This is a genomic window from Burkholderia torrens (assembly GCF_984668525.1).
Map to the genome: position 1 here is coordinate 2,899,152 of NZ_OZ480212.1, position 13,906 is coordinate 2,913,057.

10 protein-coding genes and 1 pseudogene are annotated in these 13,906 nt (G+C 66.2%); 2 read left to right on the forward strand and 9 right to left on the reverse strand.

From position 1 onward, the window contains the following. Nucleotides 1-55: 55 nt before the first annotated feature. A complete protein-coding gene (locus AC5LXX_RS29300; RefSeq protein ID WP_493412060.1) occupies nucleotides 56-556 on the reverse strand; it encodes an Lrp/AsnC family transcriptional regulator in 501 nt (166 codons plus the stop codon). 195 nt (nucleotides 557-751) lie between these two features. Between AC5LXX_RS29300 and AC5LXX_RS29305 the strand changes: the two genes are divergently transcribed. Continuing rightward, complete coding sequence (locus tag AC5LXX_RS29305) at nucleotides 752-1,768, forward strand: 1-aminocyclopropane-1-carboxylate deaminase (protein ID WP_493412061.1); 1,017 nt, start codon at nucleotides 752-754, stop codon at nucleotides 1,766-1,768. Nucleotides 1,769-1,823: 55 nt separating this feature from the next. Here the strand turns inward: AC5LXX_RS29305 and AC5LXX_RS29310 are convergent, their stop codons facing one another. Beyond that, nucleotides 1,824-2,903 carry a fimbrial protein gene (locus tag AC5LXX_RS29310; protein WP_124456658.1) on the reverse strand — a complete coding sequence of 360 codons (1,080 nt, stop codon included), beginning with the start codon at nucleotides 2,901-2,903 and terminating at the stop codon, nucleotides 1,824-1,826. Between the two features lie 1,408 nt (nucleotides 2,904-4,311). On the opposite strand from AC5LXX_RS29310, the pseudogene AC5LXX_RS29315 reads away from it, so the two are divergent. Continuing rightward, nucleotides 4,312-4,476: pseudogene (locus AC5LXX_RS29315) on the forward strand (1-aminocyclopropane-1-carboxylate deaminase); the annotation flags it as partial. Nucleotides 4,477-4,551: 75 nt separating this feature from the next. On the opposite strand, the gene AC5LXX_RS29320 reads toward AC5LXX_RS29315, so the two are convergent. Genes AC5LXX_RS29320 through AC5LXX_RS29350 form a run of 7 tightly spaced genes read right to left on the reverse strand, consistent with a single transcriptional unit; the run spans nucleotide 4,552 to nucleotide 13,889 of the window. Then, nucleotides 4,552-5,691, reverse strand: coding sequence for a polysaccharide pyruvyl transferase family protein (locus AC5LXX_RS29320; RefSeq protein WP_493412062.1), 1,140 nt, complete (start codon nucleotides 5,689-5,691; stop codon nucleotides 4,552-4,554). Continuing rightward, nucleotides 5,688-6,848 (reverse strand): glycosyltransferase, encoded by a 1,161-nt coding sequence (locus tag AC5LXX_RS29325; RefSeq protein ID WP_493412063.1) that lies wholly within the window; start codon nucleotides 6,846-6,848, stop codon nucleotides 5,688-5,690. Before AC5LXX_RS29325 ends, AC5LXX_RS29320 begins: the two co-directional genes overlap by 4 nt. A 15-nt stretch (nucleotides 6,849-6,863) precedes the next feature. After that, nucleotides 6,864-7,907: an EpsG family protein gene (locus AC5LXX_RS29330; protein ID WP_493412064.1), complete on the reverse strand. Its 1,044-nt coding sequence runs from the start codon at nucleotides 7,905-7,907 to the stop codon at nucleotides 6,864-6,866. Nucleotides 7,908-7,938: 31 nt separating this feature from the next. Continuing rightward, entirely contained in the window at nucleotides 7,939-10,113 is a 2,175-nt protein-coding gene (locus tag AC5LXX_RS29335; protein WP_493412065.1) for a glycosyltransferase, read from the reverse strand. Beyond that, on the reverse strand, nucleotides 10,110-12,317 hold the full coding sequence (locus AC5LXX_RS29340) for a polysaccharide biosynthesis tyrosine autokinase (RefSeq protein WP_493412066.1): 2,208 nt from the start codon (nucleotides 12,315-12,317) through the stop codon (nucleotides 10,110-10,112). Before AC5LXX_RS29340 ends, AC5LXX_RS29335 begins: the two co-directional genes overlap by 4 nt. Further along, nucleotides 12,314-12,775, reverse strand: coding sequence for a low molecular weight protein-tyrosine-phosphatase (locus AC5LXX_RS29345; RefSeq protein ID WP_493412067.1), 462 nt, complete (start codon nucleotides 12,773-12,775; stop codon nucleotides 12,314-12,316). The genes AC5LXX_RS29340 and AC5LXX_RS29345 overlap by 4 nt, the downstream gene beginning before the upstream one ends. 52 nt (nucleotides 12,776-12,827) lie before the next feature. After that, complete coding sequence (locus tag AC5LXX_RS29350; RefSeq protein WP_493412068.1) at nucleotides 12,828-13,889, reverse strand: polysaccharide biosynthesis/export family protein; 1,062 nt, start codon at nucleotides 13,887-13,889, stop codon at nucleotides 12,828-12,830. Nucleotides 13,890-13,906 lie beyond the last annotated feature (17 nt).

Sequence of the window (13,906 nt, forward strand, 5' to 3'; positions counted from 1 at the left end):
CAATCGCGAATTGTTCCGCGCGGAACACCCACGCGAAATCGGCCTTTTCGTCGCGCTACAGCGGCAGCGCATGCGTCGACAGGATCTCCTTGAGCACCATGAACGAGCGCACCTGCCGTACGCCCGGCAGGTAAAGCAGCTGCTCGGCGTGCAGCCGGTTGAAGCTGTCGTTGTCGCGCGTGCGCACCAGCATGAAGTAGTCGAATTCGCCGGTCACGACGTGGCACTCGACGCATCCCGACACCTTCTGCGCCGCCTTCTCGAACGCGGCGAACGCTTCCGGCGTCGAGCGATCGAGCACGAAGCCGATCACCACCAGCATCCCGGCACCGAGCGGCTTCGGATCGAGCAACGCGACGATGCCGCGGATCAGCCCCATTTCCTTCAGCCGCTCGACACGCCGCAGGCAGGCCGGCGCGCTCAGCTTCACCTTCGCCGCGAGGCTCACGTTCGAGATCGACGCGTCCTGCTGCAGCTGCCGCAGGATCGCGCGGTCGATGCGATCGAGCGCCGGTGCGGCGTCGGCCGCCGTTGCGCTGCTGCGATCTAATTTCATTGCGTCAATCTCCATTTCAGCGAACCAAAATTGTTTATCTCTCACACTTATCGTCGATAACGTAGGTCACGGCAATTTATTTCGCAAGCTCATTTCCCGAGCTTCTGCCTATCATTTTTCTCATCGGGGCACGGCCTGCCGGCCCGCCCGATCGATCCGATGTCCCGCCCAGTCCATTGCTTCCGGAGCCCGCCGATGAACCTGCAACGCTTCCCCCGTTATCCGCTGACGTTCGGCCCGACGCCCATCCAGCCGCTCAAGCGCTTGAGCGCGCATCTCGGCGGCAAGGTCGAGCTGTATGCGAAGCGCGAGGACTGCAACAGCGGCCTCGCATTCGGCGGCAACAAGACGCGCAAGCTCGAATACCTCGTCCCCGATGCGCTCGCGCAGGGTGCGGACACGCTCGTGTCGATCGGCGGCGTGCAGTCGAACCAAACGCGCCAGGTCGCGGCCGTCGCCGCGCATCTCGGGATGAAGTGCGTGCTCGTGCAGGAGCACTGGGTCAACTATGAAGATCCGGTGTACGACCGGGTCGGCAACATCCAGCTATCGCGGATGATGGGCGCCGACGTGCGGCTCGTGCCGGACGGCTTCGACATCGGCATTCGCCGCAGCTGGGAAGAGGCGATGGAGAGCGTGCGACAGGCCGGCGGCAAGCCGTATCCGATTCCGGCCGGCTGTTCCGAGCATCCGCTCGGCGGGCTCGGGTTCGTCGGCTTCGCGGAAGAAGTGCGTGCGCAGGAAGCGGCACTCGGGTTCAAGTTCGATTACGTCGTCGTCTGCTCGGTGACGGGCAGCACGCAGGCGGGGATGGTCGTCGGCTTCGCGGCCGACGGGCGCGCAGATCGCGTGATCGGCATCGATGCATCGGCGAAGCCCGAGCAGACGCGCGAACAGATCACGCGGATTGCGCGGCATACGGCCGAGCTGGTCGGCCTCGGCCGCGATATCGTCGAACAGGACGTCGTGCTGGATACGCGATATGGCGGGCCCGAATATGGGCTGCCGAGCGACGGCACGCTCGAAGCGATTCGACTGTGCGCGCGGCTGGAAGGGATGCTGACCGATCCCGTCTACGAAGGGAAGTCGATGCACGGAATGATCGACAAGGTGCGGCTCGGGGAATTCGAGCCGGGGTCGAAGGTGCTGTATGCGCATCTCGGCGGGGTGCCGGCGTTGAGTGCGTATAGCGACACCTTCCGCGAGGGTTGATGCAGCGCCGCTACGTCGACCGACCGGCGCGCGCTTCGCAATCCGACCGGCGGCGCTATTGATAGGAAAAGGTGAACGTCGTGGCCGCGTTCACCGTCCCCGCCGTAAGAAGCCCGGTTCTGACGTACCGCACAGCCAGCGGGATGGACAGCGCGTTGTCCCTGCCCCTGCCCACGAACCATTGATTGGTGTTGCCTTTCGCGCTCGAATCCGGGCCGAACGAAATCTTGCTCGCGTCGTTCGCCCGGTAAAGCCGGAGACCGACACCGCGCGCCGTCGAGCCGGGCGACAAGCTCAGGACATCCGTGGTATTGACCGGATTCGCGACGTCGGTCATCGTCACATAGACGTCGACCGTGCCCCGACAACTGACCTGCAACGATGTCGTGCCCACCACGTCCGAGACGTCGCCGACCGCAGCCAACTTGCCGGCATAAACTCGCGACAGCGAAATGTTGCTGGTCGCGGCCGACGTCAGCGAACAGCCGCTCGCCGTTACATTTAGCGTAAAAGGGTCGAGCGAAATGGTGCGGGTGTCGGAATATCCGTTCGAGCCGGAGATTCTGAATCTGAACATCGGACGCGGCTTCGACGTATGTGAGCCTGTCACTATCTGACCCGAAAATACAAGCGCGACGCGAAAAACGGTATACCACTTGTAATTGCTCGCGGGGACCTTGGCAACCTCGATTTCCCCGGGTCCGAGCACCGTCCATCCGCCCGTGCTTTGTTGCTGAACGCCTGCCATGACGGCAAAGCCGACACCGGGAACACCCGTTTCATAAACAGGATGAGTTTGCCCATCCACACGATACGTGACACCCGGAACCGGTGTCCCCAATGCGGTTGCCGTAATGGTCATCTCCGCTTTGCAATCGTTATAAATCACGCTCGTCTTCTCCGATGTCAACGCGTTCGGACCAACCAGTGTCCCCGGTACGTATGCGTCTCGCGAGGCCGTGATGTTCGCCGGAACCTTCACCGAAGTGCTTGACGAAAATACGCCCAACTCACACGCCAGCGCGTTCGTTTGCGGAGCCAGCAGACAGGCCACCCCCCAAAAAAAGCTCTTCACCAGCAACCGGATACGACACATCCTCGCTCCGTAGAAGTTTTTGAAATAAATGAAATTCACTTATTTTCTCTTTGACGTCAAAAATTATGGATAAGCAAAGCATTAATTTTGTTAATCACGACCATGATGCAAAATCAGACCTATCTCGATCCACCTCAAAAATATAGGGCGAGTACGGCAATCACGTTCGAGTTTGATCGCATCGGGCCGCCCTGAAAAGTTGCGCCAACCGAGATCGAGCATCACGACGGCCCGGGAGAGACACGGCGGCGCCTTTCGGTATTGCAGCCGTGCCTATCCACCGGCCGGTTCAATACCTGTCACGGGACTGAACCGTGCAGTGTCTTTATCTCGATGTCGCCGTGGTATATCGGCCATCGGGTTACATCGGAGGGGCGTGTCTTCCGCCACCATTTGTAGAGACCGCGCCTGAAGCGGGCGTAACGGTCGTGCGAAAACGTGTTCGATACGCCCATGACGGACGCGACGCGTTTGCCGTTTCGAAAGACATCCGTCAGCGCGTCGCCACCGCGAACGTCGGGCCGAGATCGCAGCACCTATCGGATCGCCTGCCCCCGGTTCGCCGAGCGCAATTGTCAGACTCGGCGTACCCGGCGCACCACGCACGTCGACCCGGCATTTCCCGTCGTTCAACAACAGCGCAAAGGGCGGCGATCCGTCGCTGACGCCCTGCTGCAACCATACGATGCGTTCCAGCTGCCTCGAATCGAACCGGTCGTCCGCAGGAATCACCGTCGACCAGCACACCTCGTAATCGTGGCCGCATTTACACCGCGCGGTCGCGTCGACACGGATCGATTGCCAGATCGACGACGGGTTTTACCCTGCCATTTCAAAAAACAAAAAACGACTGATGACGAATAACCACACAATCGTCATAAACCGTCAAATATAGTATTAACGCAATACGATACTGATCCAAATGACACTCGGACTCGCCGCACCCTTCTCCAGAGTTTTTCGGACCAAATCAACGCGATTCCGTATACTGCCATCGTAAAAAGTCATTCATAATAGGACACGTACTAAATATATTGAGATCTTCACGTGTTTTGTCCTATTTCTCAACCAGACCACGTCCGCTACCTAACGAGTCGATCGATGTCAAGCAATTGCATGTACCTATCGTCAGGCACGCCGTCCGCGCACTCGTGCTTCATCGCTGTTGGACAGTGCCGCGCATGACCTCGGCCGCGGCACTCGCACGACATGCCGCACGCGGAGAACGGCTGCACGGCAGGAATCACGGGAGCCGGTCTCGCGGCATCCATTCTTGATACCGGCCGTGGCAGGCTTATCCGCTTTGAGCTGGTTCGGGCAGATGCGTCGCACGATCGTCAGGATCCGTGCGGCATGGTTCGCGTGAGCCTGGCACCAGTCTTCTCCAGCGGCCGTGCCCAGCACCCGGCGCATGCTGTTTCGACGCGCCAATGCGCCAGAACGGTTCGTGCAAGGCGTGCTGGCCGATCCCGTTCACGAACGGCAATCGGTGCACGGGGTGATCGACAAGGGACGGTGCTGGGATTTCGAAGCGGGGTCGAAGGTACTGTATGCGCATCTCGGCGGAGTGCCGGCGTTGAGTGCGTATAGCGGGATTTTTGGGGAGGGGTGACGAGGCGGCCGCATGCGCGAGGCGGGCCATACCGGCGCGCATCGCGCCGCCGCCCCCGCATGGCTTCAAGCATCGTCAGTCGCGCAATCCGGCAACGGTGCGGATGAAATCGGTGAATCCACGGCGATACCGTTCCGCGCGCAGGTAGCACGCTTCTTCGACAGCGTCGCGCGGTACGTCCTTCAGCGCACCGATCGCCGCCACGCAATCGCTCGGGGCCGGCATCGGGTCGCGCGGCCCGGGCAATCCGCGATCGTCGAGAAAATCGGCGCATTTGCGCTGATAGCAGAACAGCAGCACCGGCACGCCGTACGCATGCGCCGTGATCGCCCCATGCAGCTTCGACGTCACGACGCACGATGCCGACGCCAGCACGTCGACGATCGACTCGACCGAATCGCCGTAGCGAACATCATCGATTTCCATTGTCCGCGACGAATGGCGACTGCGTATCGCGTCAGCCACCCGCGCGCTGGCATCGTCCAGCGCAACGAAGCGAACACGGTCGAAACGGCCGCTTCGATCCGCGTCGCGCAGAATGGCCGCCGCATGCTCGACATAGCCCATCAAATGCACCGCGACAACCAGCGTGCGCGCCCCGTCGGCGCGCGCGGGCCGATAAAGCGCCGGCAATGCGAATGCGAGATCGCCAAGCCGCTCGGCGGGCCGCCGCACGAAGGCGCCGTTCAGTTCCTCCAGCGAGGCTGCGTCGCGCACCGCGAGCGCGCCGAGCCGCGCCGTCAGGGCGAGGAATTGCATGCGGCGCCCGCCGTCGTCGAACGGGCCCACGGAAACGCCGAGTGCGGCGACCGGCTTGCGCATCAGCGCGCCGCCGAAGACGATCAGGCGCGCGAATGCCAGCGATGCATGGGCGCCGAACAGTGAGCCGCCACCGAATGCGGCGACGTCAGCCCGCACCAGCGCCGCGCAGTAGGTCGCAAAACGCGCGATCGTGCCGATCCTGCCACTGCACCCGAAGCTGCGCGAGAACGGCTTCCATCGCCATGCCGCGCTCAGTTCGGGCCGAACCGGCGCGCCGACGAGCATGGGGCGTACATTGCCCGCGCGCCGGGCCAGCCGCTGCAGCACGTAGCCGAACAGGTCGTCGCCGAAATTGTGGCGGCCGTAAAAGCCGAAGAACGCGATGCGCACCGCGCGTCGCCTCGTCGGCCGGGCGCACACGTCCCGATGCGTGATGTCGGTCGACTCGCTCATGGCGTCTCCTCCCGCCATCCGCGGCGCACGGGCACGCGTGGCACGCGGCGCCCGTGTGCGGCCTCGTACAGCGCATCGAACTCCCGCACGAAGCGCACGGCGCCGAATCGGGCGAACGCGCGTTCACGGGCCGCATCACCCATGCGTCGCCGCAGCGCCGCATCGTGCAGCAGCCGCTCCGTGTAATGCCGCAATTCGTCATCGTCGTTGACGAGAAAACCGGTCACGCCGTGCTCGACGATGTCGCGATTGCCGACGATGCGGCTCGCCACGGCCGGCAACCCCATGGCCTGCGCTTCGATCAGCGCGATCGGCATGCCTTCCCACAGCGACGGCAACACGTAGACGTCGCTGCGCGCCAGCGCATCGCGCATCGCATCCGGGCCGATCCAGCCGGACTGCTCGACGGGCGTATCGGCAAGCCACGCGCGAACCTGATCGGGCGCACCGTCGCCAAGCCATACGCAGCGCACGTCGCAGCGGCCGGCAAGCGACTGTGCGAGCCGCGCGAACCGCCAGGGCGCCTTCTGATAAACGACGCGGCCGGACGTGCAGACCACCGCGGCCGCGCGCGCCGGCGCGTCGCCGGTCTCGACGAAGCGGCTCAGGTCGATTGCATTGTCGACCACGAACACGCGCTTGCGCGACAGCAGCATCGCCGCATAGTGCGCCTCGCTGCGCGAACAGGCGACCAGCGGGCCGCCGATCGCGTGCAGAACCCGTTCGATGCCGATCAGCACTTGCGCCCGCCGCCGCGAAATGTCGCGGCGCAGGAACGCGAAGCCGTGCGGCGAGTACAGGGTTCGCTTGGCGCAGCCGAGCAGGCGCGCAGCCATTCGGCCGAGCGCGCCGGCCTTCGACGAATGAAGATGGATCACGTCGGCGCGCAGGCGCAGCAAGCAGACGGCGACCCGGAACAGCGCGAGCACGTCGCGCGGCCCGATCGAGGTCGACATCGGCAGCACGCGACGTTCGACGCGGGCATCGAACCACGTGTCAAGCACGTCCGGCGACGGCGTATCCGGCCGAATCGAATGCACGACGATCACCTGATCACCGGCCGCGGCCTGCGCATTCGCGAGCAGCGCGACGCAGTGGAGCACGCCACCGCCGAGCGCCTCCGTCATGTGTACGATTTTTCGGGGAGAAGCTTTCATGGTCTGGTTTTCTGTTTATCGATAGATCGCATCGAGCGCGGGCAGCGCGCGATACGGCAGGAACGGAGAGGCGCCGCGACCGGCCTCGTCGAGCATGTTGTTGAACCGCCCCGCCAGCGCGACGAGGCCGATGAGGAAAAGGCACACGGCAAGGGCATGCGACATGCGGCCGCTCGCGGGCCGGTACTGGCGCAGCATCACCACGGCCATCAGGAACGTGAGCAGCAGCTGGAAGCGGATGCCGGCATAGCTGACCCGCGTGAGGCCATAGAACGCCGCCTCCAGCACGGCAAGCAGCCAGAAGCCGGTGCGCGGCACCGAGAAGTCGGCGCGGAAGCGCCACAACGTGACGAGCATGGCTGTCTGCAACAGCACGAACAGCAAGCCCGACGACGCATTCGGCGCGGCCATGCCCGAATACAGATCGGTCTTGTCGCCGAGATAGACCGGCATCGCGACGGCCGCCACGCACGCGCACAGCACGCCGAACGCGAGTGCCGGACCCTGCCCACGGCGCGTCGCGGCGGGAAACAGGACGAAGAGCAGGATCGACGAGTAATGCATGCCGGTTCCGAGCACCGTGAAGGCGAGGTAGCGCCACGGCCGCTCGTGCGCCGGCACGCGCGTCGCCAGCAGGAACAGCGACGCCGCGAGCCCGAACCGCATCACGTTCATCGACAGCTCGTAGAACATGCCGGGTACGATCAGCAGCCCGCCGAACCACGCGCCGTATCGCGCGCCGCCGAGCGCCCACATCAGGGTCAAAGCGATCAGCAGCGAGATGCCGTTGACGACGAAGCGCGGGTCGGGCCAGATGGACCAGAGCAGCGTGGTCAGCGCGTGGAAGAGCGGCTCCGATCCGTAGCCGCTCCCCGTGTCCAGCCCGGAAAACGCGGCGTAATACGCGGCGGTGTCGGTACCGGCATGCCCGCGCAACACGACGAGCGCGATCATCGGCAACGCGGCCGCCAGCAGTACCGCCCGGCTCGTGCCGCCATAAGTTGCGCACAGTGCGACGCCGAAATAGAAGATCGCGAGCGGAACGATGTAGTGGATCATCGGGCGCTCCGCACCCACGACGCGCGACCGTTCATGCGAACCGCCCCGACAGCGCGCATCGCCGCAGATACTTGGCGAAGCTCAGCGCCGCATGGACGCACCATTCGCCGACGCCGATCGCGCCGACGCGACGGAAGTGCCGGTAGTTGTGCTGCTCGCCCTGCTGGATCTTCCACAACTGGCCGCTCAGCCCACCGACGCCGAACTGCGCCTTGTAGACATGCGACAGCGGCATGTCGAACAGATAGGCGGCACCGCGCTCGACCAGTACGAGCTGCAGCAGCATGAAATAGTCTTCGGCGTGACGCTTGCGCTCGTCGAAGCGGGCCGCGACATCGGCGCGCACCATCACGCTCGACGGCGTGAAGCGATTCGAGAACAGTACGGCGCGACGCGACACCGGCACGGGCGGACGATGCGCCGCACGATCGGCCGGCAACGCGGCCCCCTCCGGCAGCTGCTGCACCGGATGGCCCGTGATGGCCGCTTCGGGCCGGGCTTCCATCCAGCCGCACTGGCGCGCGATCTTGTCGCGATGCCACGTATCGTCCGCGTCGAGGAACGCGACGAAGCGCTGCGTCGCGAACAACCAGCCGACGTTGCGCGCCACGCCCGGGCCACCGTTGCGCGACAACGCGATCACGCGAATCCAGTCGCCGCCGTATCGCGTTCGCAGGCTTTCGATGCATGCGAGCGTGTCGTCGGGGCTCGCATCGTCGACCAGGATCAGCTCGGCGGGGCGCCACGTCTGCGCGTAAACCGACGCAACCGCCCGCTCGAGCGTCGCGACGCTGCGATGACACGGCACGATCACGCTGACCGGCGCGACCGGCGGACGATCGGCCTCGGCCCGTGCTGCAGCTGCGGCCGACACGCCGTGCGTCGCCGCCCGTGCATCGGCGCATCCGTCAGGAACGTGCCCGGATGACACCGCTGCCACGCAACGCCGCCCCGTCGCCCATGCCAGCGCACACCAGAGCACCTCGCCCGCAATCGCCGCAGCCACCGCGCCGGGCAATCCCCAGCCCGGCATCAAGCCCACGCCGAGCCCGATGCCGACGGCGAGCGCGACGAACGCGCACCGATTCCGGAGCACGATAAAATCGCGTGTCGTCATCACCGACGATGCGCTGGTTGTCACGAACCGCAGCGGCGCGCAGACTGCCATCCATTGCACGAGCGGAACCGCGTCGCGATAGCGCTCGCCGAACGCGAACGGCACGACGGCCGGCGCAACCACGGCGAGCGCCACACCCACTGCCAGGCCCGCCAGCACCATCCAGCGATTGCCGACATGAAACGCATGCCGCAGGCGCGCCGGGTCCGTCACCGCCCATCGATGCAGACGCGGCATCAGCAGCTTCTGGAACAACACGGCCGGCAACAGGTAGACCGCGGCGAGCGTCGTGACGACGACGTTGTACGTGCCCGCATCGCGCGGCCCGAGCATGACGGCCGCCACGATCAGGCCGCCCTGCGCATAGGCGAAATAAAGCAGGCTCGCGACGCCGAACGGAAGTGCCTGCCGCGCAACCTGTGCGACACCGGGCACCGGTTCGGCCGGGCCGCCCGCGTCCGTCCCGTTGCCATGGCCATCGAGTACGGCATGCCCGTTGCGCAGCACGCGCATCGACCGCCACGCGCCGACCGTCATGCCGACGGCAATCGCGCCGAATGCGATGGCGACGAACGTCGTGCCGGCATGCAGCCGGACGGCCAGCACCGCGACGACGAACCGTGCCGCATGCTGAGCGAGCTGCCATGCGCTCACCCGTGCAAATCGGCCTTCGAGCTGGTAACGCGCGCCACACAGCTCGACGGCGCTCTGGCCCAGCAACGCCGGCAGCATCCAAAGCAACAGGTGCGCCGTGTCGTGCTCGCGCACGCCGACGCTCGCCCATGCAGTGACGGCCGCGGCGGTGACCACCGCACTGATGCAGATGAAGTGCAGCGACGCCGGCACCCAGCGCGCCGCGCGCGCCCCTTCAACCCCGTAGGCACGCAGCCAGAACGCAGGTATGCCGAACCCGATCGCCGGCGCGGCGATCGTCACGACGGCCAGCGCCGTCGAAAAATGGCCATAGGCCTCGACATCCCACGCGCGGGCAAGCACGGCCTGCACCGCGAATGCCAGCACCGCCGCACCACCCGCGCTCAGCACCAGCAGTACGAGCGCCGTCGCATCGCGTCTCGTCGCACGCGTCATGACCGAACCTCCTGCCCAGGTTCGCCGGCACGCGTCTTCGTCGCGCCATATCGATAGGTCGCGTACTTCATGCCGTAGCGGAACCGACCGGCATGCGGATCGATACCGTTGTGGATCACGCCGTCGAGCTCGACGCCGACCTGGCGCAGACGGCGCGCCGCTTCCTGCAGTTCGCCGCGCTCGGTGCGCCCGGCTCGCGCCACCACGTAGACATTGCCTGCCGCAAACGGCGCCAGCAGCGTCGCGTCGGTGACCAGCAACAGCGGCGGACTGTCGATCACGACGACGTCGTAACGGCTCGCCAGCTCGGCCATGACGGCCGACAGCGTCCCGGCGTTGAGCAGGTCCGCGGCATTGCGGCGGCCCACACCGGACGCCAGGAAATCGACATTGGCATGACGCGTGGCGCGAATCGCGCCATCGACCGACGCGTCGCCCGCGAGCACGTCGGCGAAACCGGCCGGCGCGGTGCCGAACATCGCGTCGAGCCGGCCGCGGCGCAAGTCGCCGTCGACCAGCAGCACACGCTGGCCGACCGCCGCGAGCACCAGCGCGAGATTGGCCGACACGAACGACTTGCCGACGCCGGGCGTCGGGCCCGTGACCAGCACGACGTTGTTGCCCGACGTGCGCATCGAGAACCGCAACGTCGCACGCAGGCTGCGCAGGGCCTCGATCGCCGGATCGTCTGGATCGCTGCTCGCGAGCGGACCCGAGCCAGCGCCGCGCCTGCCGATCACGCGCGGCACGGCGGCAGCCACCCGCAGGCCGGTCGCGTCCTCGAGTTCCGCCGGATCGGACGGTGCCCGGCAAAGCAGCCCGCGTCCGTAGGCGGCCGCCATCGCCAGCAGCGCGCCGAGCAGGCATGCGCCCGCGATCCCGAGCACCCGCCGGAAGCGGATCGGCCGCTGAGGTTCCTCGGCCAGATCGAGCACGCGCACGTTGCCGATACGGCTCGCGCGCAGCAGCTTCAGTTGCTCGATGTTGTCGAGCAGGCCGACGTAAAGCTGGCTGTTCACCTTCACGTCGCGCTCCAGCCGCACGAGCTCGCCTTGCCGCTTCGGCAACTGTGCGATCCGGGTGCCGATTTCGTTTGCCTGCGCATCGAGCACGGCAATCTGCCGGTCGAGCGACACGACCGATTCGTGCTCCGCCGTGAAGCGGCCCAACAGTTCGGCGCGCTTCTGGCGCAACTGCACGCGTTGCGTCTCGTTGTCGGCCGCCGCCTGCAGGATCGCCTGCGCGTCGCCTGCAACGTCGACCGATCCGAGCTTGCTGCGCAAGGCAGCCAGCCGTGCCTCGGAATCGTCGAGCGTGCGGCGCAGCTCCGGAAGCTGCCGCTCGAGAAAATCGAGCGATCGCGCGGCCTCGGCCGCCTTGCGCGCAGCATTCTGCTCGACGTAGAACCCGGCAATTTCGTTGAGCGTCGCCGTGATCCGGTGTGCGTCGGTACCTCGCAGCCGGACACTCAGCACGTTCGAATCCTTGCCCGCTTCGGCCACGCCGAGTGCGTCCTGCAACCGGACGATCGCGTCGAGGCGCGCATGCCGGACCAGTGCGAAGCGCGTACCCGGCGCCGCCTGCAGCGCATCGATCTTCAACGCGACCGGCCCGCTCGCGCCGTCGAACTGCATGCGCCGCCCGACCTCGCCGGTCGCGGGCCCGGCAAGCCCCGGCCCCGACAGCACATAGCGCCCGCCGGGCAGCACGACGAGCGCGTACCGTTCTCCTTCGAATCGTGCCGGCACGTCGAACACGTCGATCGCCGCCTGCGCGTCGCCCCACGCATAGCCGCCCCATCCGGACGCGTCCGGCGATTCACCCGCGCCCTTCATTCGTGCGAGCGCACCGCCGATCAGCGGAAAACGCACCGGCCGCGCATCGATGAACAGGCGCTGCCGGTCGACGGCGCGCGCGACGACAAAGCGCGATCCGAGCACACGTTTTTCGGTCTCGGCGGACGTCTTGACGCCGAACATCGACGACAGGTCGCCGAACGCGGAACGTGCCATCGAATCCGTGCTGCTGTCCTCGACCTGCACGAGGATGTCGGCCTGATAAACCGGCGCCGACAGCATCGCCCACGCGACGCCCGCGATCGCGAACGTCGCGAAGACCACCGCCATCGTCCGGCGCTGGATCAAGAACGTGTCGAGCAATGCGGCGAAATCGAATGTGCCTTCCTGGGCTGAGGTTCTCGTCATTGCCAGCCTCCCGATCGACGCCGGCCCGCGTAGCCGAGGTGGGCGATCCAGTCGGACAGGCCGGTCGCGAGCAGTGCGTAGCACGCGTCGAAGCGCTCGCGCGGTTCGCCGACCGGATCGAACACGTCGACCTGGTCGAACGCGCGCACGAGAAACACCTTGCCGCGCGTGAACTGATGCCGTGCTTCGAGTTCGCGCCGTTGCGCCACGGTCATCACGAGAATCAGGTCGGCCGCCCGGCACATCGCGTCCGACAGGCGCGCCGCGCGATGGCCGGACAGATCGATGCCGTGCGATCGCAGCACCGCGACGGCTTCCGGTGCTGCGGGTTCGCCGACCGGCGCATCGAGGCCGGCCGACATCACCGTCACCTCGGGCAGCAATCGGGCGAACAGGCCGGCGGCCATCGGGCTGCGGCACAGATTGCCGCTGCAAACGAAGAGAACGCGGGAGATCATGAATTCGGAATACATAAGAGGTATCGGGACAGGCGCGCGGCGGCGCCATGCATCACTTCGTCACCAGCCCGGCCGTCAGGCCGGCGTTGATGGCCGGCAGCAGCAGGTTCAGCACGCGGCTCGCGCGCACCAGGCCGTTCGCGTCGACATAGACGACGTCCTTCGGCTGCAGGTCGAACTCCTTCGCGACGAGCATCGAGACCGGCGACGTGCCGTCGAGGTGGAACACCTGCGGCTGCTCGTCGAGCGAGCCGCGGATCACGTACATCTGTGCGGCATCGGCCGAACCGGAATTCAGGCCACCGGCCTGCACCAATGCATCGGCCAGCGTGATGCGCCCGTTGCGATCGGGCGTCGCGGCCACCGGCTTGCCGACCTCGCCGATCACATAGATGAGGCTGTCGTTGCGCGACGCGACGCGCAGCAGATCGCCCGGCTTCAGCGCAACGCGCGCCGCGCCGCTTTGCGCGGTCGTTCGTTGCGTCAGGTCGAGCGTGTACGCCGTGCCGTCGCGAACCAGTTCGATCCGGCTGCGATCGGCCGAATCGCTCAATCCGCCCGCACGACCGATCGCCTCGTAAAGCGTCGTCGGAACATCGTTCAGCGGCAGGACGCCCGGATTGCGCACCTCGCCTTCGACCAGCACCTGCCGCGACCTGAACGACGCAACTCCGAGCGTGATCTGGGGATCGCGGAAGTAGCGGGACAACGCCGCCGCGAGACGGTCGCGCGCCTGTTCCGGCCGCAACCCGGCGACCTCGATCCGGCCCGCGTACGGAAAGGACAGCGCGCCGTCCTGATCGACGACGAAGCCGGCGGCCGGATCGGCGTCGCGCGTGGCACCCGGTTGCTGCGGCCCCTGCGCGGCGGCCAGCTCCGGGTGGTTCCAGACGACGATCCGCAGCACGTCGCCGGGACCGATCGTGTACGGCGCCGGCGTTCCGGCGAGCGCGCGCGACACGTCGAGCGACGTCTGCGCGGCGTGGCCGCGCATCTGTCGGACGCGACCGAGATCGAGTTCGACGATCGGGATATGCCGATCGGCTCGCACGCCGTCGCTGTCCGCATCGACATAGACAGCCTGCGGATTCCGCGCATCTGCCGGTGCAGCCATTCGCATGCCCGGCGCAT